Genomic DNA, 23,722 nt, shown 5'->3' on the forward strand with positions numbered 1-23,722 from the left:
TAACCGGCTCGGAGTTGTGGAGTTGACTCGGTAACAGGTTGAAGGAGTTAGTTTATGGCGCAGGAAGCTGTGTTTCTTGGTCGGTCGCTGACATCCGGATCCTTTCCAGACGCGCAAACGGAGCCTCATTCCGTGATGAGCAGGATGATTGCGTTCATTTCCCACGATCTTCGCCAGCCTTTGACCGCGATTCTTGCGAATGCGGAACTTCTCACCCGGCCTAATATCAGCGAGATGGAAAGAATGGACTTCTATCAGGAGATCCGTTGGGACGTCGACCGGATCAATGAGCTCGTTTCCTCACTGCTAGAGTGTTCCAAAGGCCGCGACTCCCTGCGGCTGGCCGTTGGAAATATCGTTAAGACGGTCGAGCACGCGATCCGGATGACATGTGCAAGACAGGAGTTCCATCGGATCGTCATCAAGCATCATCACAAAGGCCGGGCCGTGGGCTGGTTTGATTGCAGCCGTCTGGAACGGGCGGTCGTCAACCTGGTCTTGAATGCTTGTGAGGCCGTGGACCCAGGCTCCGGACAAATTGTCATAGCCACGACGGGGAGGAAGGATACTGTGGAAATTGACGTCTCAGATGACGGCCCAGGGATCCCCGCGATGGTTCAGGCCTCAGTGTTTCGACCCTTTGTAACTTACGGAAAGGCTCAGGGGAACGGATTGGGACTTGCGATCGCGAAGAAGATTGTCGAGGATCATGGCGGGATGATTCGCCTCGACGAGAGGTGCGAGACAGGAACGTCATTTAAGATCACGATTCCGTTCGCAAGTCCGAGGTAGCGATGGGGACCATGTCTCCAAGAACGCCGTTTGAAGGTTAGCATGGGTACTGCAATGTGCATCTCAATATACAACAACTATGGGAGAAGGTGCTTCTGAAGGATCGCAAGCGATTCACCGGAAGCGATACGGGTGTGGTTCTGAACACCTGAGCTGGCTCTTCATAGGCACGGTGTTCCTTTCAGCGCAGATTGCATCCCCTTTGGTTCGCCAGTCGATTAGTCCCAGGAAAAGCATTGTTGCTCAATGTTCTGGCCTTCGTGGAATACTCGATGCGCTTCGAGGAGGGCGACGGTCCAGGTTGAGATCAGGAGTGATGCGGCAAGGATAGCGAAAGAGTCTGGCACGGTCCGAGCCATGGCGGGTCGCGTCCTTCGGGGGCACTCGATTCTTCAGCGCTCCCCAACGACAGTGGATGGCAACCAAGCCTCCGTACCTGGCGAAATCTCCTTCAGGAACCGGAGACTCTCTGTAACAAAGGCCTCGGGCGACACATCTGGACACGCCCATAGATATCCCGGAGCATTCTTCTCCGGCGGGCTGTAGCCGAAGCCTTCGATCATCACGAATCCGTCGAACTTGATTTCTTCAAGCGTATTGACGATCTCGAGGAACGGAACATGTCCTCGACCGAGCGGTCCACGATCGTTCTCGCTCGCATGGATGTGCTTCAAGTGGCGGCCCAGGCTCCGAATTGCCCCTGCAATATCACGTTCCTCGATATTGGCGTGGAACGTATCGATCGTGACGCCGATTCGAGGATTGACGATCAGCTCGCAGAGACGGCTTGCCTCCGCGGCCGTCCTCAAGAAGAATGTCTCCGATCGGTTCACCGGCTCGATCGACAGCGTCACGTCGTTCGCAGCTAAGCTGTCGCCCAAAGACTGGAATACTTCCGTGGCCCATGACCATTCGTCCTCAGTCGGCCGATGCTCCGGAAGGTAGCCGATGGGCGCGAACAACGGGCCGCCGAGCAGGTGCGCTCCCATCGCGGCGGTCGCTTCGATGCATTGCTGAAGATGGCGGAGGGCCCCGAGCCTCGCTTCACGCTCCGGGCTGATCGGGTTATATTGCTTCGGCAAAAGAGCGCAGACTGTGCACGTCAGCCCGTTGCGTTCGCATGCGTTTCGAACACCGCCAACCGGCAGCGTTCCGGGATCGAACATGGGAACTTCCACGCCCTGAAGACCCAACTCCCTGAGTCCCGGCAGCAGTTCAAGGTGCGGGGCCCCAAAATCCGAGGTCCATGCGAAGGCGCTTACGCCTATCTTCATCCGACTCCTCCAGAACGAACGCTTGCCACATCGACGGCGAGCCAGAACACTAAACCGCATGGCGCGGAGCCGGCGCTCTCTTGCCATCCGCAAACGCCTACCGTTTGGATTGGACTACTTTGTCCCAAGATTCCGGTCGAAGAAGCTGATCATCACGTTGAAGGCGTCCTGCGACTCCGGAACATCGGCGTTATAAAAGAACCCGTGAAACAGCCCGTCCCACACATGAAGCTCCGCCTTGACGCCCCTCTTGGTGAGCTCCGCATCCGTGTGGATCGTGCCGCTCATCGCGAAGTCCCGGGTCCCCGTAATCAGCAGAGTCGGGGGGAACTTCGCCAGGATCTCGGGTGAATTCATTGGCGAGACGAGTGGATCCTTCATGTCTGTCCCGCCGAAATACCCAAGCTGAGATTGAGCGGGAGGGTGCGCGGGGGGCATTCTCCCCTCTCCGAAGGGAAACGCTATATAGGTAGCATCTCCGCCGAACGCGCCGGCGGAGGCGCAGTAGATGCCAACCGCTCCCGGCGTCGGCAGTCCATGGGTTTGAAACCAAGCCAGAGACATCGCCGTCAACATGCCGCCGGCAGAGCATCCATATATGCCGATGTCTTGCGGCTTGTAAGTCTTCAGCAACTCGCGGTAGACGCTTGCCACATCTTCGCTGGCGGCCGGGAACTTGTTGTCCGGTCCCTCGCGGTAATCCACGGTAACAACTTTGATCTTCATGAGCGCGGAGATCGGCATTGACTCGAGTTCGGCGCAGCCGGGCCAGCAGCCGGAAAATCCGCCGCCGTGCAGGTTGATCAAGACTCGCGCCTTGTTCTTGTCCGATATTCCCGCTCGCGGCGAGTAAGTGTAGGTATGCACACCTCCCAGAGAAACGTCCTTGCGTTCGAGGGCGAACAGCGCCTCGTCGCGCTCCAGGTAGCGTTTCATGAAACGAGGCACACCCTGATCCTGCTTCACAAGCTCGGGGTCCTGCATCTCTCTCATGTGATCCGTGACGTAGGTTTTGGCGTCGGGGCTCAGGAAGCTGGAAAGCGGCACGGCGTAGCTGGGAATCTGCACCGTGCCGTCCGAGTTGACGACGACGTTCGGGGCCGGCTGCGCCGCGTCCTGCGCGTAAAGCTTTGTCGAAGTCGCGATCAAGCCACAGAGCAGAATGACGACGAGAGCGAGCTTGGTTCGAAGGGGCATTGAACTTTTTCACCTTTCTCTATGGGGGGCAGCGTCGCTCGACGGCCTCCGCATTGGATCGTCGGCCGCTTTGCGTCTCCGCAGGCCGAGCAGCCTATGATCGCTGGACTGTTCTTAATAGGTGAACCGCAAAGCGAGCTGGACGGTGCGGGGAAGGTTGCTTTGATGGTTCACAACGCCGAAACTGGGCCCCAGGCCGACGCCGGGCTCGGCGAATTGAGGATGATTAAACAGGTCGAATATTTCGGCGCTGAACTTCAGCTTCGCCCTCTCGGTCAAGTCGAAGGATTTGTTCGCCGAGAAATCGAAGTTCACTAGTTTATCGGCCCTCAAGCCGGTGTCAACTCTGGATTCATTGCCATATTCAAAAGGACCCGGCTCCGAGAAGCAGCTGGTGTTGAACCACTCCAAAGCTTTGGCCGACCGATTGCCGGATACGCTCTTGCTGCATCCAGGAGCATAGTTCGGCCGAATGATGCCGCTCCCTAAACCAAAGCCCGGAGTGCCACCTCCAAAGTCTTGCGCCAGCGTATTCGGATTCGCGGTCAGCGCGATGGGAACGCCGCTCCTGAGAGTTGTGATCCCGTTGACGCGCCAACCGCCGACGAGCGCGTTCGCCACCGAGTTGATGTTGGCGAGGTACATCTGGCCGTGCCCAAAGGGCAGATCGAGCCCGTAGTTCGCGACGAAGTTCTGCCGAATGTCTTGCTGGCTCACCGATTTCTCAGCTTTAAGGTTGTACCGATCCTGGACGAGCCCGGTGCCTCCCTGGCCGTCGAGGAAGGAGCTTGTGTTGTCGGTGTCGCTAATCAGCTTCGCCCATGTGTATGCGGCCTGAACGATGCCGGCATGGCCGAAACGCTTGGTGAAGTACATTTGGAGCGCGTTGTAATTGGAGCCCGCGATGCGCGCGTCCTGCTGCAGAACGCCCAGCGGATATTGAGGATAGGGCATCAGGAGCCTACCCTTCAGGATAGTAGGACCCCCGGCGGCGGAACCGGCCGGCAGCGCGCCATAGAACGGGTTCGCGACCGGAGTCAGCAGATCATCCCCCATTGACAGATATTGATCGGGAATTTGGTTCAGCTGCAGCCCGGAGCCGGTGTACGGGGACGCGATAATCAGGTGTGTTCCTTTGGATCCGGCGTAGGCCAGACTCGCCGTGGCGCTCCCTCCGATCGTGCGCTCGACCGCAAGATTCCATTGTTGAGAATAACCAAGCGGCTGGTCCGGCACGCGCGCCCATACCCCGCTTCCCAGAAGGTTGTCAACGCCTTGTTGAGAATGGCCGAGGGCCGGCGTGATTCCGGTTGGGAACGGATCTGCGATCGTGGCGCCGACCGGTTGCCCTACACTGTTCACGTTGTTCGTCGCCGACCGGGTCAGCGAGCTTAGTTGGGGACCGTCCTGATCTAAAACAGCCGGGAAGTAGGAGATGCCGTAGCCCGCCCGGATCACGCTCTCAGGGTCGAAGCGCCACGCGAAGCCGACGCGCGGGGAGAAGGTCTTCCAATGGAGCGATTCTTCCCTTCGAGAAGGATACAGCGGCGAAGCCACCAACGCGGCCGTCCCCTTGAGCTGCACCGTGTTGCCGAGCGGGTCGACGTACGAGCTGACCCCGCCGACGCTCAGAGGTGCGTTGGGAAGAAAAACCGCGTCAATGTTGTTCTCTTCCGAGAATGCGCCGGGCTGCTCCCAGCGAAGGCCGGCCGTGACTGTCAACTTAGGCGTGGCTTGATAGGTGTCCTCCACGAAGAAGCCGTAGTTGTGCAGGAAGGCATAGGTGGGGCTTGTCACCGTCACGTTTGTCTGCGACGGAATGCCAAGCAGAAACGAGGCGAGAGCGTTGCCTGTTCCGGCTATGCTCGGATCAGCGGTGAAACCAGGGAGCGAGGTCAAATTGACTCCTCCGCTGCCTGGATACGCTTCCCACAGGACCTGGCGCCAATTGCCGCCGGACTTGATGCTGTGTTTTCCTACGATCTTAGTGAAGCTTCCGTTGACCGCCCAGATGTTGTTGTTCCAGTGCAATTGGGAGAGGTTCGGTCCTACGCTATACCCCTGAATCGCGAGCGCGGGAAGAGAGAAGGTGCCAAGTCCGGATTGACCGGGAATCGCCCCCCATTCGCCGCCGATGGTCGCCATGTCGAAGCCGTTGCTCAACGGATCCTGAAAGTTATAGTTCTCCAGATACGAAAGGCGCAGTTCGGCGATCGATGTGGGGGAAAACACGTGATTGTCTCCCAGTACGCCTTCCTGGGTGTAGTTGCCGGTAGGCCCCGCGCCGGTTTTGTTTCCGAAAGGATCGACCGCTTCATTGTGCGGGTTCCAGAACGTGTAGCGCGCGAAGGCTGTGTCCTTGCCCAGGCTGGCGTCGACACGCGCGTTGTATTGCGTCTGAACTCCGATCGCGGGCACCGACACAAATGTGTTGTTGACGTAGGGGGTCTGCTTCACTATGGATTCATTCGGCGTCTCGAGCTGAAGAATCTTCAGCGCCACGGGATCGATCCTGCCGACGATGCTGTTGCCGGGGAACGGCTGTCCAGTCGTCGGATCATAGATAACCTGCGGGTCCGAAGAAAAATCTCCGCTCAATTCAGCTGTCGTGGGCATGACGTAGCTGGCCGGAGTGGCTGAACTCAACGATTCGTGCTCCCAACTGAAGAAAAAGAATAGCTTGTTCCTCAACAGAGGGCCGCCCAGGTTGGCCCCGTACTGATTCTGATGGAGCGGCACCTTGCCGAGGCCCGCATTATTGGAGAACCAGTCATTCGCATCAAGCGCGGTGTTGCGAAAATACTCGTAGGCGGTTCCATGAAATTGATTCGTGCCGCTCTTGGTCGAGATTTCGACGACGCCGCCTCCGTATCCGCCAAACTCCGCGCTGACGTTGTTCGTTGAAACCCTGAACTCCTGGACGGCGTCTTGCGTCGGAACTAGCGTGTTGACATTGTTCTCGGAGATGTTGGAGCCAACGCCGTCGATGAAGAAGAGGCTTTGCCCGCTGAACGCGCCTCCAATCTGATAGTTTCCGTAGGAGATCGCCTGCGTGTTTGCGCTGACCTGACCGGTTCCGCCGTTCGCTACGGTGCTACCCGAAGTTCCACCACCCGGCACTACTCCCGGTACGAAATCGAGAAGGTTGTTGACATTGCGGCCATTGAGAGGCGCCTCTTGTACCTGCCTGCCCTCGATCACTCCGCCCAACGATGCGTTATCGGTCTGGAGGGAGGCTGTGGCGCCCGTAACGGTGATGGACTCAGTCACCGCTCCCACCTCCAAAGCGAAATCGGCGCGGGCGATTCCGCCGATCTGGACGTCCACCTGATCGGTCGTCGAAGCTTTGAATCCCGAGTGCGACACGGTCACGCTGTATGATCCCGGATTCAGGTTGATGAACGTGTAAGTGCCTGCAGAGCTGGTCGCCGTTCTCTGCTGGGCGTTCGTACCCTTGTTTGTCAATTGCACCTCGGCGCCTCCAACGACTGCGCCACCGGAATCTGTTACAGCGCCAACGACGCTTCCATAGCTTGTTTGAGCTCTTACAAGAGTTGGAGTTATAGCGCCGGTAATCGCAAGAAGCATAATCCAGAGATGACTCGATACCGATTTGCGAGAACTGGAAGTCCCTGGTCGTACCGTCTTCTGAAGCCCCCGTGAACAAGCAGTCTTGCACATACCGCTTCCTCGAAGTCTTGACTCGTGGCTCATGCTCTACCTCCGCGACACACCTTGATTCCTCGATATCTGGTCAGCGATGGTGGCAAGCGATCGAAATCGAAGGAGAGTCAAGTGCGCTTTCGCCCCCGAAGGGAAGTTCTAAGCGTCTCGATCAATAGTTGTCAATTATTTATGCAGGGTATTCAATAAAAGTTGCATAGACAACTTGGCGCGCTTTTGACGACATCCGGCAACGAACGCGGTTCCGAAAGAATGCTGTTTGGGGTGAAGTTTTGAATTCAATTTGCATCTGATGAGGTCATGTTAAGCCGCAGTACTACGGTCGCGGTCTAGTTGAACCAGCGCAATACTCGGAGAGAGAAAACAATTTCGCCTACGCTCTCATCTGCCTGGACGCGACCGTCCGTTTAGCTGCTCCTCGGGTTCGGCTCCGCAGGATTGTCGAACAACCATCTGGCACCCGAGCAGAACATCCCTCGCGGGAAGATCGGGGTTAGCGATTCTATCGAGCATCACCGAGAGAGCGGTTCTGCCGATATCTCTGCAAGGTTGGTGCTGTGTGGTAAGCGGCACGGGAAGCAGACCCGCATACTTCACATCGTCTATCCCAACAATCCTGATATCTTCAGGAATTCGTTCCCCTATCGACAAGAGCGTTCGCATCAGTTTGCCTGCGGTAAAGTCATTGGCGCAGAGAAACGCATCGGGACGGTCCTTCTTCAAGATTGCTTTTATGAATTTCGGGTCTGATGCATCGCCAAGGTTCACAGCATACCGAATCGCGCCTTGCGTGTAGGCCTGAATCGCTTCGCGGAATCCCGCAATGCGGGCATCAACGGTGGGCGCCGAATTAGGTCTCGCAATGAATCCAATGCGCTTTGCGCCAACCGTAATCAGATGTTCTGTGGCCTGATATGCGGTTCGTCGATTGTCGATGCCAACCAGGTCGTATTTACTTCGATCCGGATAGGGCTCAAGGCACCTGTCGAGAAGCACGACGGGAATCCGAGCCTTGTCCAAAGCTTCAACAACTCTGTGATTCGCCCGGACACGTCCGCTCGAAAACTCCACCGGAGCAAAGAATATCCCTGAGACTTTTTGAGAGATGTAATGCTGGCAAAGTTGTTCTGCCACCGCTTCCTTCTCGCTCTCCTTCGATGCGGAGTTGCCCCAAAGCAGCGAATGCCGAAAGGCGTTTTGAGACTCCATCATTCCCTTGCAGATCACCTCGAAGATCTCCGTCTGTCCAAGTTCAGGAATCAGCAATCCAAAAACATGACTCTTCGAGGTGGAACTTTGGGCAACGAACGTCCCCGATCCCACGCGGCGCACAACGAGTCCCATAGTCTGCAGCTCATGCATCGCTCTGAAGACGGTCATCCTCGAGGCCCCATACCGCCTGACTAGTTCGGTCTCGCTCGGCAGTCGCTGTCCAGGCTCGTATCGACCCGAGCTGATATCTTCCTGGACCTTTTCGAGAATGTCCTTGTACTTATGCTTTGGCATCGCGGTCATTTCCCCTCGATCTCTACTCGAGCGTTGGTGCATCGAGTGCGTCTCCCAGCGAACCACGACTACCGATGATAGTACCCTATACAACTTCGAGCGTTCTAAGGCGTTTGGTGGATCACACGGGCTTCTAAAGAGTCTTCTTTCGAGACAGGGAGATCGGAGAGCTCAACGCTGAAGAACTTCGTTTTAGATTTGCACGGCGAATCTTCTGTGCTTATGCGCAAAGGTGCATAGCCTTCGCCGCGTCAGCTTCCTCCAGAGCGTCGATGACCTCGATCAAGGAAGTGTATCGAGGAAGTCATTCATCTCGCGGGCGACTTGAGCTTCGTTGCTCAGATACACATAGTGATCTGCGTTTGGGATCATGACTATGCGTGCACTTGGCACGCCTTGGCGAAAGTTATCGGCCCACCGCGCGCAGCGTGATTTATCGTCCGCCATCAAAGCGCTCTTTCCAGGACTGTCTGGCAGGCGGTCCCAGTTGTGCGGGCAGGCGTAGATGGCGAGCGCGGGAACAGGAATGCTGGTGTACTTTTGCATGCCAAAGTTGAGCGCCGCACCGATCGGCGAACGAGGCGGTAGTGGCGGCATTTTAGCTACTTCCACGTTGTCATGATGAAGAACGGTTTCAAGCCTTGCAACCGCAGCCTCAAGTTCCAGCAGCTTCTTCTTTTCATCCACCCCGCCGCCTTCGATCTCGTCGATGCGTCTTTTGATGTCGTTCATCTCGACTGCAAGGAGCGGATGCTCTGGATCATCGAGGGCGAAGTTGGTCGCGGCATCGAGATAGATAAGCCCGGAAACCTTTTCGGGGAAGCGACTGGCGACCGAACTAAGCTCCTCCCCTGCCATCGAGTGTCCGACCAGCACAGGACGGTTTATCTCAAGCGACTTCAGCACTGCAAGCACGTCGTCGCCGAGGCGATCCGCTGAATAGTTTCCATTGACTGGTGCAGGACTGCCGGACGCGCCAAATCCTCTCCGCGTGATGCCGTAGACGTGATGCTGCTTGGTAAACCGTGGGGCGAAGCCGTCAAAGCGATGTGCTGTATCCCCGGCGCCGGCGAGAAAGATGAGTGGTTTGCCAGACCCTCCCCAATCGAGCACCTCGAGTTTGACGTCTTTTTCGACGGAGACAAATTGCACGGTATGTGGAGAGTGGTTGGCTGGATTCTGCGCGTACAATTCGCTTGCGGATAGCACAACAAGAGTGACAAGAGACAGCGTTATCTTCTTCATGTGGGACCTCGCTCCATCTATCGCTGTTTGGTCATTACGTGGCGGCGAGGGAATCGCCCCGATCGCTATACGCACAACTTCATCCGGGGTCACGACCACACGCTATCGACGGCACAGGCAAGTGCATGGCCGAGTTCAAGAAGGCACTCCCGTTTGCCGCAAAGAATCTATAGTCGCTGAAGCTGCCGTGGAACAAGCCTGCGGATTTAGTAAGGCGTCGTAACTGTCTGACGGACAAAGAATGAGTTGCGCCTCTTTGTTCCTTTAAGAACTCGTTGTACTGCGCCAGCGGAAAGGGCATTCGGTATGGTCCACTTCAAGAAGAAGCACGGGCTGGCTGAACCCTTTCTTGTCGGGAAACTCCGGAAAGGCCACCGCGGGAGGCAGCGAGCCGTCCAGGCTTACACAGGCCCGGATGCGCGCATCCAGCTGCCAGACTCTGGGCTGCATTCGCTCCCCCTGAAGCATTGGGTAGCTTAACATTCGACGCTCATCGCGGTTCTCAATTCTTCTCCCCTGACTCTCACTGTTGTTTTGCGAGAGTCGTCGCAGCGAGTGTGCCGCCGAGGCCCATAGTTTCGATGGCGGAGGAGGGGACGATGACCATGGCGCCCTTTTCGCGGATGGCTTCGTAGAGCATGTTCATGCCACGTAGGTGCAGTGCGCCAGGGTTGTCGTTGTAGACTCGGCTGGCCTGGGCGAACTGCTCCGAGACTTGGACTTCCGCTTCGCCGAGGATGACGCGGGCCTGGCGTTCGCGCTCGGCCTGGGCTTGCTGCGACATGGCGTCTTCGAGTGCCTGCGGAATGCGCACGTCTCGAATCTCGACGGACTGCACCGTGATGCCCCAGGGAGTGGTCTTTTCGTCAAGGACTTTCTGGAGTTCGAGGCCAAGGGACTCGCGGTCGGTGATCATTTGCGCGAGCTGGTGGCGTCCGATGGATTCACGGAGTGCGGTCTGCGAGCCTAAGGTGATGGCCTGGGTGAAGTCTTCGACTTCGAGGATGGATTTTTCGGCGTTCCAGACCAGCCAGAAAATGATGGCGTCGACATTCACCGGAACCGTGTCGCGGGTCAGAGTGGATTCGGCGCTAACGGTGGTGACGCGGACTCGTTGGTCGACGTAGCGGCTCAATGTTTCGACGATCGGGATAATAAGAAAGAGTCCGGGGCCGCGCAATCCGCGGTATCGGCCAAAGCGGAGGAGGGCAGCCTTCTCCCATTGGTCTACGACCTTGATTGCGAAGAGGAAGTAAATGCCAATAACGCCGCCTATCACAATGACAAGCGGACGATTTGTGAACCGCTCAACCGTGATCCCACCCAGGATGCAACACAGGAGTACGGTAAGAGCAACGCTATTGAAGTGATTACGCTTTAACATTGTTATCTCCTCTTGCTATCAATTTCGAATGAGAGCTCGCCTAGGGCCTTCACTAGTTGCTCCACGGTGAAACCTGCTGATCCAGCCCGGGAAACGAATTCCCTAACCAGTTGCCCGAGTTGCCGCTCGCGCTCGCCTTTGGCGTATTCGATTTTCTTGTCCGCGATGAACGTGCCAGAGCCTTGCTGTGTATCTACCGTGCCGCGAATCTCCATCTCGCGGTAAGCGCGCGAAACGGTATTGGGATTGATAACCAGATCGACGGCCACCTGTCGCACGGTGGGGAGTTGGTCTCCGACTGTCAGTATCCCTGCGGATATCGCCGCCTGAACCTGATCAATGATCTGTCTGTAAACGGGAACGCCGCTATGGGAGTCCAGACGGAAGGCGAATGAGGCTGCCTCGACTTTTGCTGCCTTTCTCACGTCAAAATAATGTACTAGTAAACTAGTACATGTCAAGTCGAGGAATTTGGAGGAAACTCGACATCGGCGGCGTCTACACCGAGCTCATCCACTTCTCTGGGGTGAACACGATCGTCGACTACGCGCCCGCGATCTTTCCAGCGACGTCGAAGGTCTTGGTGCTTATCAGCAAAATCTGTTTGGCTCCAAAGAATGCGGTGGAAACGCTGCTAAAGGTCATCAAAGTCGGCAAAAAGTAAGATCAACGCCCCGGTCAGCAAGGTCCTGTTGCTTTCCCGGAGTTCGCATTGTGGCGATGACCGGACTAGTCTTTGTTCGAGCAAAATCTCGATGATGCGACGACAGAGTTGACCGGAGGCGCCGCTTACGAGGATGGCGAACTGGGTCATTGACTCGTCTCTCCTGAGACGAGGGTTGCGAGCTCAGCAGGTTACTAGACATCCGAAGCAATCTGGTCCACACGCCCTCTGCTGCGGTCGGTCTCGAAGGTCCGGCAAGCCGGGCAAAGTGGCACTGGGGGATGGGTCGGTCTGGTCGGTCGTCGAACGGTGTGCCAAGGAGATCGGCATCCGAAATTTCGGGGCCCATGACCTGCGCCGCACCTGCGCCAAGTTGTGCCGGAAGTCGGGCGGCGCTCTCGGGCAGATCAAATTCCTGCTCGGTCACTCGTCGATTCAGACATCGAACCCTACCTGGGATCCGAGCAGGAATTTGGGGTGGCGGTAAATGACACCCGGAGTTTATGAGCTCTCGGACGGTAAAGCCTTTTACATAAAGGATTCGTTTGACAATGGCTAATTGAGGTGATTAGCATCCAGAACGAATTTCGCAGTTGCAAAAGTAAGTGAAATAAGAAAACGTTTTCCACTTGCGGTATCAATTTAGGGAGGGGTTATGGCGCTCAGATTTTCGATTCCACTCAGGCTCCTTTTCCTTGGCCTCATCTTCGGACTAGCTTCCGGCGTATGGGCCCAGGAAAACGCGGTGATTACGGGTACGGTCACCGACTCGACCGGCGCGGTTGTTCCGAGTATCACCATTACGCTTACCAATCCGGCGACCGGCCAGGTCAGGACGGACAACTCCAGCAGCTCCGGAACCTATAATTTCCCAAATCTTGGCGTCGGTACCTACAACCTGACAGCCGGAGGGACGGGATTTCAGAAGTACAGCCGGACCGGCATCGTTGTGAACGTCGCTCAGACGCTTCGGGAAGACGTCCTGCTGACCGTCGGCAGTGAGGGCCAGACCGTCACCGTTCACGCCGACGCGCTCCAGACCCAGACCGAAACCAGCGATATTAGCACCCTGATCAGCGGCCAGCAGGTCACACAACTCGCCACGAATGGCCGCAACGTGACCGCTCTTGCCGCCCTCGGCCTTGGCGTCGCAAACAACCTGCCAGCTTTTGCCGGAGTTAACGCTCTGACTTCCGCCAATGGAATCAGCTTTAACGGCACGCGCGTCAGCCATAACGTCTACATGCTGGATGGCGGCGAACTCAATGACCGCGGCTGCGGCGGCTGCTTCAGCTCGCTGCCCGCGATCGACGCTCTCTCTGAATTTCAGACCCTTGACAGCAACTACCCCCCTGACTACGGGGTCGGCTCGGGTGGCGTCGTCCTGATGGTCATTAAGTCCGGCTCTCACGACTTCCACGGCAGCGCTTACTACTTCAATCGCAACGAGGACTACGACGCGAACAACTACTTCACCAAGGCAGCCGGTCAGGGACGCCCGAAATTTCGTCTCAATGAACCTGGCTTCAACATCGGCGGCCCGGTATGGATTCCCCACGTGTACAACAGCAACCGGAACCGGACTTTCTTTTTTGTAAACGAAGAGTGGCGCAGACTCATCCAGGGTAGCTCGCCCACTACGGCGAATACGATAGCGGCCAGCAATTTTCCGACTCTAGGGCAGCCACTGAACTACACCATTCCCTCGAATGGCGTAGCCCCCATCGTTCCTGCTACCTCGAATGCGCCCCTCTATCCAGCGAACTGGGTGGTGGGGCAGCCGATCCCCACTAACCCGGATGGGACGATCACGATTCCGGCTAATCTCATCGATCAGAACGCGGTACGTGAGCTTAACCAGAACACCTTTCCGCATCCAAACTTTGGGACCAATCAGTACGTCTCCTCGGTCGCGCAGCCGACGACGGTTCGCGAAGATGTTGTTCGTATCGACCACACCATCAACAGCAAGCTCGCGTTGATGGGCCATTACCTCCACGATCAGACCAGCCAGGCATACTATCCGCCGCTTTGGAGCGATGGTAGCTATCCCACCGTCGGTTCCACGCTGCTTAACCCATCCTGGGCCGCGACGGTTAAGCTGACCCAGACCCTCTCGCCCAACCTGCTCAACGAAACTGCGTTCCTCTATAGCGGTAACACCATCCACCTTGACCCAGTTGCCGGCGCGGGTTCTTCTTATACCCAGCCCACCGGCTGGGACCAGACCACGTTCTTTACCGGAAACAATGACGGGAACCGTCTGCCTGAGATCGATCTTGGCGCACCCTATAGCACCAATTGGACCTCGTCATACTTCCCCTGGAAGAACTCCTACGAGGGCTACAATACCCGCGACGATCTCTCCTGGACGCGCGGCAAGCACCAGATGAAATTCGGTTTTGCTTGGCTGCATGACCCGAAGAACCAGCAGCTGCAGGCCAACACCCAGGGCACTGCTGTTTTCAACAACAACACCTACACCAAAGACTCCTACGTAAACTTTGTGCTCGGTGACACCGCCAGCTTTACCCAGTTAAATTTTTTAGCCGGCAAGCACTGGGTCAACAACAACTACAGCTTCTATGTGAACGATAACTTTCATGTTTCGTCAGAGCTCACGTTGAACGTGGGTATCCGCTTCGACGGCATGCCTCACGCCTTTGAGCGGTTCAATCAGTTTGCGAATTTTTATCCCGCCAGCTTCAACGCGACAACCGCCAGCACTGCGCTTGTTAACGATGGAAGCGGAACTCTCAACCCGGCCGCCTTAACGCCTTTCGCCGGCGGTTCGTTCTATCTGAACGGCATTCGCGAGGCCGGGGTTAACGGCTTCCCACGCGGCGTCGTCAAGAACAGTTACAACAGCTGGCAGCCGAGGATCGGCTTTGCCTTCAATCCTGGCGGCGATGGCAAGATGGTGATCCGCGGCGGATTTGGGATGTTCTTCGAGCGCGTCCAGGGCAACGATGTATACAACGCTGCATTAAACCCGCCCTTTGCATATCAGCCGTCTGCCAACAACGTCTATTTCTCCAACCCCAACATCAGCACGGCGACCGGGACCGTCCCAGCCGTGTTGCCGTCGTTCCCCTCGACTCTCACCAGCCTCTCGTATAACTATCCCAACCCTGGAACGGCAGAGTTCAGCTTCGGCGTTCAACGCCAGCTTGCCCCCTCCATTGTTGCCGTAGTGCAATACGTAGGAACAACAGGCTGGCACCAGAGCGACGATCGGCACATTAACACTTTGCCTCTGTTCGATCCGGCGAATGGCTCGTACGACAATCGCCAGGCCGTTGCCGGGGGTGCCAATGCCAACCTGTATAGGCAGTTTCTCGGTTTCAGCGACGTCAACCAGGAAGAGACCGAGACCAACGCCAACTACAACGGGCTCCAGGCCGGCCTTCGGATCGAAAACAAGCACGGTGTCACTGTGACCTTTGCTTACACATACTCGCACGAGACCGATCAGGTGAGCAGCGATCTGGGCGGCATTTCGAATCCCTTCAACACCGCTTACGACCGCGGGTCGGGAACACTCGACCAGCGTCACATCTTCAACGCCAGTTACATCTACGCACTGCCGTTCTTCCTGCATAGCAGCAACATGCTCGAGCGTACCGCGCTCGGCGGCTGGGAGGTTTCGGGCATCACTTCCATCCACAGCGGAGCGCCACAGTACATCACCTACACGGGCCCCGATACCCTGGGTCTGGGCGGAGGCACCACCAATCGACCTGACCTTGTGGCGAAGGTCCACTATCCAAAAACGAGACTAGCCTGGTTCTCGACCAACTCCTTCGCCGCTCCCATCGCTCCCTGGGTCAGTGGTGCTGGAGGAGCGAACGCCGGGTTCGGCTCAGCCGGAAAAGATGCGGTACGGCTGCCCGGCCTGCAAAACTGGAACCTCTCTCTCTTCAAAACGGTCCCGCTCTCTTCCAAAGAGGGTGGTCCGGGGCTCGAACTGCGGTTTGAGTCCTTCAACGTCTTCAACCACACTCAATTCAACGCTATCGATGCCAACACTAATGACTCCAACTTCGGTCAAGTGACTTCGGCCTATGATCCTCGCACACTTCAACTGGGCGCGAAGATCCACTTCTAAGCGGAAGCTACAAAGCAAGGACGCCGTGGTCTACAAACCACGGCGCCCTTTGCTTCATTCCTAACCGTTTAGTCCAGCTCAGACTTCTTCATTCTGGGCAGGTCTGATTTTGCCAAGCCTTTGCCTTCTGTAATCGTCACCAGCCCTCCAGCTTTGACTCCGGCGAACTTCTCCACCAATCCATTCGTCCAATGGACTTCAAGATCAGCGTGGGTATTCGTTCCCAATCCAAAATGCAATCGCCGGTCATTGACCGAATAGAAGCTTGATTGCGCCATCACCGCCTGCGCCTGGGCTTTGCCGCCATATCGTGCTATCACCGTTGACCCGATGGCGCTGCGATTCGACTTGGTGCCGACCAGGAAGACCTTCAGCCATTTCCCATCGCCGCTGAGATCGTTTTGTAACAGGGATGGAGGTTCGTTTAAATTAATGACAACCATGTCGACATCTCCGTCATTGTCGAAGTCGCCAAACGCGCAGCCGCGGCTGCAGTGAAGGGCCGCGATTCCGGGGCCGGCCTCCTCGATTAATTCCTCGAACTTGCCATTACCCAGATTGCGGAATATGAAGCGCGGAGACTTCAGAGGATACTCGGGAAACGCCGCCTCGACCTCCGGATAGACGGAGCCGGTGACAACCGCGAGATCTGGCCAGCCATTGTTGTCGAAGTCGGCAAAACCTGTTCCCCAACTGATATAGCGCGCCTCCACTGCGATTCCAGCGGTGGTCGTTACATCGGTAAAGTTGCCTTTTCCCTCATTGCGGTAGAGGACGCTCGTGTCGTCGGAAAAATGGGTCTTGAAGATGTCGAGCTTGCCATCGAGGTTATAGTCGCCAACCGCAACGCCCATGCCAGCTTGTTCTGCGCCGTCTTCGCTCAGCGCGATGCCCCGCTCCGCACCTTCCTCCACAAATGCCACTCCGTGGTTGTTACGAAAAAAGAGGCTCGGTGTCGAGTCTGACGCCACATAGATATCTGACCAGTTGTCATTAACAAAGTCTGCGGCGACCGCCGTCATCGAGTAGGTGCGCTGGGCTTTGGCGATTCCGGTCTCCTCCGAGACGTCGCGGAAGGTCCCGTCGCCCTGGTTGCGATAGAGATAGTTGCGCGGCATGGGCAGCCCGCGCGGCCCGCAATTCACTGCAACACCTTTGAAATTGCAGTAAGGGTTGGCGCCTGGCCTGGGAATCCTGTCCAGATGCAGGTCGACATAGTTGGCCACGAAAAGATCGAGATGGCCGTCTCGATCGTAGTCGACAAACGTGCATCCGGAACCCCAACGTGTGTTGCCTTCATAGAGCAGGCCCGCCTGCCTGGTGACATCGGTGAAGGTGCCGTCGCCATTGTTCCGGTAAAGAAGATTCTGGCCGTAGTAGGTGATAAAGATGTCTTCGAAGCCGTCGTTGTTATAGTCGCCGACGGTCACGCTACTTGCCCATCCCGTCTTGAGCAGGCCTGCTTTCTCGGTCACGTCGGCAAATGTGCCGTCCCGGTTGTTTTTGTAGAGACGGTTTGTTGAGCCGGGGACGGGCGCTTCCATACGGGTGCCGCAAAGCACAAAGATATCGAGCCATCCATCGTTGTCATAATCCAGAAAGGCGACGCCGCAACCGACAGTTTCAAAGATGTAGTTCTTGTGTTGGAGTCCGCCGTAGATGGTAGGACTTACAAGCCCGGCCCGCGCGGCCACGTCGGTAAAGTGGGCAAGGAAGGGAAGTCCCGATGGCTTGCCCCTCGGCAACGGTTTGACGTTGCGAGGGCTGACGCCCTGGCCCAGAGCGAGTGTCGTGGCCGAAATCATCCACAAAAAATCCCGGCGCGAAATGTGGGTCGGTTGTCCGCTCATCTCCGGGGGCGAAGGCCATCGGTTCATACCTGAATCATAATGTGTTTCCCGCAAACTCTAATTCGGTGGAAGCCCTCCGCCGGAGACCTTTTCAATCAGCGAGTCTTCTTTTTCACTATGCAGCTGCTTTGTCCTGGCAAACTCCTGTGCGGCTTTATCTTTCTCTCCAATCGCCGAATAAAGCCGCGCCAGGCGATAGTGGGCGTCGGGCTGTGCAGGGTCCAGAGCGATCGCATGTTTGAGTGCCGCGACCGCTTCCTGATTTCTACTTTGATCGGCGTAGATACTGCCGAGGTCGAGGTAAACGAGGCGGCTTTCGTCCTGCAATTCGACGGCTTTCTTTAACAGCGGCTCAGCGGCCGCATTGTCATTGGAATGCAGCGCAATGTCGCCCAGATATAAGTACGACTGCGCATAACCGGGGTTGTTCTTGATCTCCAGCTCGAATTCCTGTTTTGCCTTATCGGGATCCCGCTGCTTGTAGTAGAGATAGCCAAGTTCGAAATGAAGCACGGGCTCTCGCGGCGACAGGCGCGCGGCCTCTTCGAGCTCCTGGATGGCTTCGGGGGTTTTGTCCGTCGCATCCAAGGCCTGAGCAAAGAGCATATGGGCCTGGACCGCATCCGGATTTGCGGCCAGGATGCTCTTGAACTCATCCATCGCACAGTCATATTGCTTGGCCCACAGGCAATTCTGCGCGAGTGTGTTCCGCAGCTCCAGGTTCGAAGGGTCGCTGGCGATCGCCTTCTGCAGATACGGAGTCGCTTTGGCGTAACTATGAAGCCCGTAGTGGCTCATTCCTAACAACAAGACGGCACGCTGGTCCTCCGGCCTGGCTTTGGTGACCGCCTCGAACGCGGGAACCGCGGCGGCAAAATGGCCCTGCTTGAACTCGGCGAGTCCCAGGTTCAGAGAGACATCAGTCTGGTGTGGGTCCAAGGCCAATGACTTGCGGTATTCGGCAGTCGCGGAGGCTAGCTGGCCCTCTTGCGCAAGGGTGAATCCAAGCGCGTTGTGGACGGAAACGTTCTTCGGATATTTCACTTCCAGCTGACGCCATATCAGTTCTGCGTCATGGAATTTTCCGTTACGCATCAGCTCGGAAGCTTGTGCGGCTAGATCGTTCTGGCTACGCAAGAGAACGGCGCTTTCCGATACCACCAGGAGCATCAGAGTCAGGGATTTGAGACGCCTCATGAAGGGAACGACGCCTCGGGTATGGCCGGCCCCCGACGGACTCTCGGCCCATCGGATTCCCAGCCTGCGCAGCGGACTCTCATTAGATGACATCACGTCCAGTATCACTTCTTCAGAATTAGTTTGATTTCGAATAATATTGATGGCCATGATCTGGTACGGCAGCCTTCTTCTCGACCTGCACTCACGGTTGCCTATTGATCCGCCTCGATTCGGCCCGCAGTCTGTCGGTACGCAAATGCAGCTCGGCTACGATCAACTCACCGGATGACTGCTACTTTGCGCCTTCCTCTCAGCGAGGTTCAGGGGAAAGACCTCGTTTCAGATGCTCTCTGCCCCACGAGCAGAGAACATCCAACACCGGGACCAACGTCCGCCCGTACGGCGTGAGAGAGTACCGCACTCGCAGGGGCAAGCCTTGCTCCTGATGACGTTCCAGAATCCCAGCCTCTGTCATGTCCCGCAGATGACGAAGAAGCATCCGCTCTGTAATCTCAGGAATACTCTTCCGCAACTCGTTCGTCCTCATCGGTCCGCCCAATAGTCGCCAGAGGATTGTACCCTTCCATCGCCCGTCGATGACGCTCATCGTCACATCGATCGGGCATGGTGAAATCTCTTTCTTTGAGACGCCCATAGATGACTCCAACTGACAATTTTGTCAGTGCTGCTTTGTGCATCAGTGCTCCATTTAAGGGCGTCTCTAACGAAGAGTCAACAGGAGCCCCGATGCACTTGTTCAACATCGCTACCCTCTTCGTCGTTCTTACTCTGTTCGGCGTCGAGTTTTCTGTATCTGCATTCGTGAACCCTGCCGCGCGGCGGCTCGAACCCGAGTCGCAATTGAAAATGCTGAGCCGTTTGGCTCTCGTACTTGGAAAAGTTATGCCGGTGTGGTACCCGATCTCCGCACTGCTCACCGGCATTCAGACCTGGCTCCGCTGGAACACGCCGGGGCGCGCAATCCTGCTTACAGCGGACGCAATCTGGGTTCTTATTTCGGTGGCATCGGTCTTTGTGCTGGTCCCACTCGCCAGTCGTTTGGCGGAAGGTACCGCTGACTGGCAGCGGATAAATCGGGTTTGGGAGAGGAGACATCGAGTGCGCATAGCAGCTCTGGCCGTCACGGCTCTCCTGCTGACATATGAAGTAGTCCGCTAAGGATGCTCGATTCAAATTCGGTGCTGATAAACGCGCGTCGTGTCAGTAGTAGCTGCCATCCAGTGGCGAATCTAATGCACTCACGGGCACAGGTTGCCCCAATGAACTATCTCGGTAGTTCCTATCGCGCTGCTGAGTATCTGGAAGGAAGTTATCGCAGCTAGCTTCAACTCACTTATCGCTTTCGACTTCGCCTGTAGCTTCACTCTCACCAAACGGTGAAACGCAAAATGCGATGTAGAAGAGCGGGTTTTCTCTCCGACATCGCATTTTTATTGTTGCTATGAAGTGGTTTACTGACCGCCGGAGGTGCTGCCGGAGGCCTGCTTTACCTGTACTTTGCTGTTCTGCCACTGTTTGATCAGCTGTGCACGATTGTTCCGTAGATCCTGACGGCTTCGTACTGTGGGATAAGGGACTTCCTCTCCCATCGTGCCTTCCCACAGGATTCGATTGAAAGCATCGGCATCAACGCGGTCAGCATCCGTGAAGTCGAAGCCCTTCGTCTTTGCTGCCCACCAGGCTGCATCATGCAGCTGCGGTATGGCTGGAGTTATTTTAGCTACTGGGTTCTGGCACGCCGGAACCAGATTCGGATCGACCGGCGAGACGCACAGGTCACCAGGAATGATTGCTGAGTAAGGAGTAAAGTCTGGTTTGCGCGTGAATACATTTGCCATTGGAGCTGCATCCGCATCGCGGAAGTTGAGGTGGTGAATGCCCATGACATCTTCAATCGTGCGGAGCATATTTACGGTGTTGTAGTTGGTCGAGATGGTTACGCCACGCTTGCTGTATGGAGAGATGATATAGGCGAAAGAGCGGTGAGAGTCGACGTGATCGGAACCGTTCTGTGCATCATCTTCCAGGATAAAAATGGCCGTATCCTGCCAGTACTTTGAGTGGCTGATGATGTCCGCGATGCGGCCTATCGCATAGTCGTTGTCCGAGATCTGCAGGGCCGGAGTTCCTAATCCGGCGATGGCCGTTGAAAAGCTGCCATTGTGATCATGAGGAAGCCGCAGTAGAGTTAGGTTCGGAAGTCCACTGACGGCCATGTCGCGCTGCCATTCGTTGACAAGGTAGGTATCGGCATTGTTCTGGTCAAAACCGCGGTAGTACTGGTCGGTCAAACCGATGAGTGCTGGTTGTTCGGCGACGGCCTGCTTAATTTGCGAAGTAAAGGGTGTCGGCGAAATCGGAATGTATGTAGGCACATTCGGGTCAGCCTTGGTAGGATCTCCGCCACTGCTGATGTAGTAAGCCTGGTCGAGATAGAAGCCGTAGTTGCGAACAGTTTTCTGCGCGCGCAGGGCCGAGTCCCACAGATAGCCGCCGATTTTATCGGCATCCAGGTCGTCGTTTGCGCCCTCGGGGCTGTCTACGTTTTTCGCTCCGGGAAGTATATTCGAACTTCCAGTGGGATCCAGCAACGTTAGCAGTCGCTCGTTGAACGGCGTGGGATTTTTTGCGAACTCCGGCAGGCCAACTCCGATGAAGCGGTTCGTGCCCTCCGAGTCACTAGTTACGCCTGAGCCGCCATTTCCATAGTTAACAGGAACCGTCTTCTCGTTGTACTCGGTGGAGTGACCATAGGTCGACCAATCCCAGCCCGTGCCGCTTACTTCTGCGGTCGCGTAGAAGTTATCCAGTAGACCGAAGGTCAGAGCCAGGCTGTGATGATTAGGGGAGATTGGCTGAGGCCACTGGTTCAGAGTCGGATCACCATTGCCGCGATCCAGGTCGCCTAGAACCTGATCGTAGGTCTTGTTCTCCTTGATGATGTAGATCACGTGATGGATCTTGTTCTGTAGAAAAGCCATGGTCGGATCTTCAGCGCGGTTAGAGAGTCCGTTGTTTTTGTCCACTCGGTCAGAAAGCTCTTGCAGCTCGCCGCGGCTGGGTACCGGGATTATATTCAGCTGCGCTTTTTCGAGCGGATAGGAACGCTGTGTAAGGAAATCCGGATTCGGACCCGCGTTTCCTGGGTTCGGTCCAGAGTTGCTCTTGAATGTCGAGACGTAGAGCATAGAACCGTTCGGGCTAACGGAGACCGAGGTCGGATACCAGCCGGTGGGAATGCGGCCTTCGACTCTGCCGGACGGAAGATCCACAACGGCAACCGAGTTCTCGGTCGCGAGCGTGACGTAAAGTTTGCTCCCGTCAGGACTGATGGCCGCGGAGTTAGCGTTCAGCCCTTGAACCTGTCGTGAGGACGAGAAAGGTGCAACGTCCGGACGACCTGCTGTATGTCTGTATCAATGACGGAGACGGTATCGCTATTCGCATTCACCACGTACAACATCCGTTGGTCTCTGGAGAGCACCATACGGTTGGGTTGGCTTCCCACTTGAATGGAGGAGAAGTTGCCAGTCTTCACATCGACCACCATCACCTGGTCGTCGCGCTGCGAGGTGACATACGCTGTCCTTGCCTCGCCTTTGTCACCGCAAAGAATCTTGGCGTCGTAGGGGAACTCGCCCTGAGCAACCGTATCCCCGGGATTGAAGAAGTGAACCTCGCGCAAAACTGCTCTGGTGGCGGTATCGACGATAGACAATGAGTCGTTTTCAAAGTTCGCAGCGACCAGGGTCTTGCCATCGCGGCTCACTGCTATACCGGCAACAACCGCGCCCCGCACCAGGGCGGAGCTGACGGCCGCAGCCCTGGTCCCTTTCAACAAGCTGCCGTCGTAATGGGGAGTAGGCGAGGTCTGATCCGAATTATGGCCAAGGAGAATAAACGGGGTGTCGGGCACGTACTGCCCTCCACTCGCCTTATAGCCATAGACGCGGTCATCGTCTCCGCCGGAGATGTAGAACCGCGAGCCATCGGGCGCCCAGGTAAGGCCGCTGTAGGTGTCTGGAATGCTGATCTGCTGAATCTTTGTCGCAGCCCCGTGCTGCCCGAGCTGATAAACAAAAACCCATTCGTCATTGGTGGTGGTACCCACACTTGCGCCGGTGATCGGATCAAGGATCGGGAAGGTAATCGGCGTGCCATTCGGCTCGTCGTTGCTCTTATTCCATCCACTGGTAAGGACCAGCAGAGTCTTGCCATCTGGGCTCAGCGCCGTGTTCACTGCTTCGGAGGCATCGGCATTCCCGTCGGCGCGCAACCCGGTAGCAAGCACCTGAATCGTTGAGCCTGGAGCAGCCGTAGGAGTGATGAACTGACCGGTCGGCAATAGGGAACTGTGCTCGTAGTTGCCTACCGGCAGCGTTGTCGTGGCCTCATTCCTGTCTTCGTCTTCGGATAGAGCTGTGGCTACAAGCGGCATCAAGCAGAGCACCGCCAGGGAGGTGATAGATAGGATTATTCGTTTCATTGCTGCTTTTGTAACGGGATCGGGCGGCCCACTTGTCACGAGCCTATGAAGATGCTGTCAAAAGACCTTCGAGGGGCTGCTCCGGTGCGACGGTTCCGCGCTCGAAGGATTAGGCCACTCGATGGATCAGTCCACTCCATGGATCAGTCCACTCGAAGGATCAGGTCGGAAGATGGAAGCTTTCTCGACGCGCAGGAGCAAAGCCGCGATTGTACGGCCCTCGCGTATAGGAGAGATGCCGCTCAACGGCGGCTCAGTGGGTCGACCTCCAAGGCGGGAATCCTGAGGCTGACAGTGTTCAAAGTGAGACCCGCCGGACGAGACGGCTAAAA

The 23,722-nt window shown here is 56.5% G+C and carries 17 protein-coding genes; 4 read left to right on the forward strand and 13 right to left on the reverse strand.

Annotated elements, in window-relative coordinates; genetic code table 11:
• Positions 1-144: 144 nt before the first annotated feature.
• Positions 145-792 carry a sensor histidine kinase gene (locus ACPOL_RS18375; protein WP_236656866.1) on the forward strand — a complete coding sequence of 216 codons (648 nt, stop codon included), beginning with the start codon at positions 145-147 and terminating at the stop codon, positions 790-792.
• A gap of 392 nt (positions 793-1,184) precedes the next feature.
• On the opposite strand, the gene ACPOL_RS18380 is transcribed toward ACPOL_RS18375, so the two are convergent.
• The 8 genes from ACPOL_RS18380 to ACPOL_RS18415 all read right to left on the reverse strand — a co-directional run bounded on the left by ACPOL_RS18380 (position 1,185) and on the right by ACPOL_RS18415 (position 11,507).
• A complete protein-coding gene (locus ACPOL_RS18380) occupies positions 1,185-2,066 on the reverse strand; it encodes a sugar phosphate isomerase/epimerase family protein (RefSeq protein WP_161557431.1) in 882 nt (293 codons plus the stop codon).
• Between the two features lie 114 nt (positions 2,067-2,180).
• The gene (locus tag ACPOL_RS18385) at positions 2,181-3,263 is read right to left on the reverse strand and encodes an alpha/beta hydrolase (RefSeq protein ID WP_114208351.1); all 1,083 of its coding nucleotides are present in this window, start codon (positions 3,261-3,263) and stop codon (positions 2,181-2,183) included.
• Positions 3,264-3,377: 114 nt separating this feature from the next.
• Complete coding sequence (locus tag ACPOL_RS18390; protein ID WP_414633308.1) at positions 3,378-6,977, reverse strand: TonB-dependent receptor; 3,600 nt, start codon at positions 6,975-6,977, stop codon at positions 3,378-3,380.
• Positions 6,978-7,328: 351 nt separating this feature from the next.
• Complete coding sequence (locus tag ACPOL_RS18395; RefSeq protein WP_114210903.1) at positions 7,329-8,453, reverse strand: GntR family transcriptional regulator; 1,125 nt, start codon at positions 8,451-8,453, stop codon at positions 7,329-7,331.
• A gap of 282 nt (positions 8,454-8,735) precedes the next feature.
• Positions 8,736-9,698 (reverse strand): alpha/beta fold hydrolase, encoded by a 963-nt coding sequence (locus ACPOL_RS18400; RefSeq protein WP_114208353.1) that lies wholly within the window; start codon positions 9,696-9,698, stop codon positions 8,736-8,738.
• A 264-nt stretch (positions 9,699-9,962) separates the two neighbouring features.
• The gene (locus ACPOL_RS18405) at positions 9,963-10,148 is read right to left on the reverse strand and encodes a hypothetical protein (RefSeq protein WP_150133059.1); all 186 of its coding nucleotides are present in this window, start codon (positions 10,146-10,148) and stop codon (positions 9,963-9,965) included.
• Between the two features lie 73 nt (positions 10,149-10,221).
• Complete coding sequence (locus tag ACPOL_RS18410; RefSeq protein ID WP_114208355.1) at positions 10,222-11,082, reverse strand: slipin family protein; 861 nt, start codon at positions 11,080-11,082, stop codon at positions 10,222-10,224.
• A gap of 2 nt (positions 11,083-11,084) precedes the next feature.
• Positions 11,085-11,507 carry a GntR family transcriptional regulator gene (locus ACPOL_RS18415; protein ID WP_114210904.1) on the reverse strand — a complete coding sequence of 141 codons (423 nt, stop codon included), beginning with the start codon at positions 11,505-11,507 and terminating at the stop codon, positions 11,085-11,087.
• Between the two features lie 29 nt (positions 11,508-11,536).
• On the opposite strand from ACPOL_RS18415, the gene ACPOL_RS18420 reads away from it, so the two are divergent.
• Both ACPOL_RS18420 and ACPOL_RS18430 read left to right on the forward strand, forming a co-directional pair.
• Entirely contained in the window at positions 11,537-11,746 is a 210-nt protein-coding gene (locus ACPOL_RS18420) for a hypothetical protein (RefSeq protein ID WP_114208356.1), read from the forward strand.
• Positions 11,747-12,401: 655 nt separating this feature from the next.
• Complete coding sequence (locus ACPOL_RS18430) at positions 12,402-15,854, forward strand: TonB-dependent receptor (RefSeq protein WP_114208357.1); 3,453 nt, start codon at positions 12,402-12,404, stop codon at positions 15,852-15,854.
• A 68-nt stretch (positions 15,855-15,922) separates the two neighbouring features.
• Here the strand turns inward: ACPOL_RS18430 and ACPOL_RS18435 are convergent, their stop codons facing one another.
• From ACPOL_RS18435 to ACPOL_RS36360, 3 genes are all read right to left on the reverse strand, one after another.
• Positions 15,923-17,659: a CRTAC1 family protein gene (locus ACPOL_RS18435; protein WP_236656868.1), complete on the reverse strand. Its 1,737-nt coding sequence runs from the start codon at positions 17,657-17,659 to the stop codon at positions 15,923-15,925.
• 102 nt (positions 17,660-17,761) lie between these two features.
• Positions 17,762-18,901, reverse strand: coding sequence for a tetratricopeptide repeat protein (locus ACPOL_RS18440; protein ID WP_236656869.1), 1,140 nt, complete (start codon positions 18,899-18,901; stop codon positions 17,762-17,764).
• A 292-nt stretch (positions 18,902-19,193) separates the two neighbouring features.
• Positions 19,194-19,538 (reverse strand): winged helix-turn-helix transcriptional regulator, encoded by a 345-nt coding sequence (locus ACPOL_RS36360; protein WP_114208358.1) that lies wholly within the window; start codon positions 19,536-19,538, stop codon positions 19,194-19,196.
• Between the two features lie 92 nt (positions 19,539-19,630).
• Between ACPOL_RS36360 and ACPOL_RS18450 the strand changes: the two genes are divergently transcribed.
• Positions 19,631-20,062 (forward strand): anthrone oxygenase family protein, encoded by a 432-nt coding sequence (locus ACPOL_RS18450; protein WP_161557432.1) that lies wholly within the window; start codon positions 19,631-19,633, stop codon positions 20,060-20,062.
• Between the two features lie 293 nt (positions 20,063-20,355).
• Here ACPOL_RS18450 and ACPOL_RS34205 read toward each other — a convergent pair whose 3' ends face one another.
• Positions 20,356-22,257, reverse strand: a complete 1,902-nt coding sequence (locus tag ACPOL_RS34205; protein ID WP_414633380.1) for a bifunctional YncE family protein/alkaline phosphatase family protein — start codon at positions 22,255-22,257, stop codon at positions 20,356-20,358.
• On the reverse strand, positions 22,254-23,390 hold the full coding sequence (locus ACPOL_RS34210; RefSeq protein ID WP_201758883.1) for a beta-propeller fold lactonase family protein: 1,137 nt from the start codon (positions 23,388-23,390) through the stop codon (positions 22,254-22,256). Before ACPOL_RS34210 ends, ACPOL_RS34205 begins: the two co-directional genes overlap by 4 nt.
• Positions 23,391-23,722 lie beyond the last annotated feature (332 nt).

Origin of the sequence: Acidisarcina polymorpha, from assembly GCF_003330725.1 — a bacterium.
Lineage (GTDB): Bacteria > Acidobacteriota > Terriglobia > Terriglobales > Acidobacteriaceae > Acidisarcina > Acidisarcina polymorpha.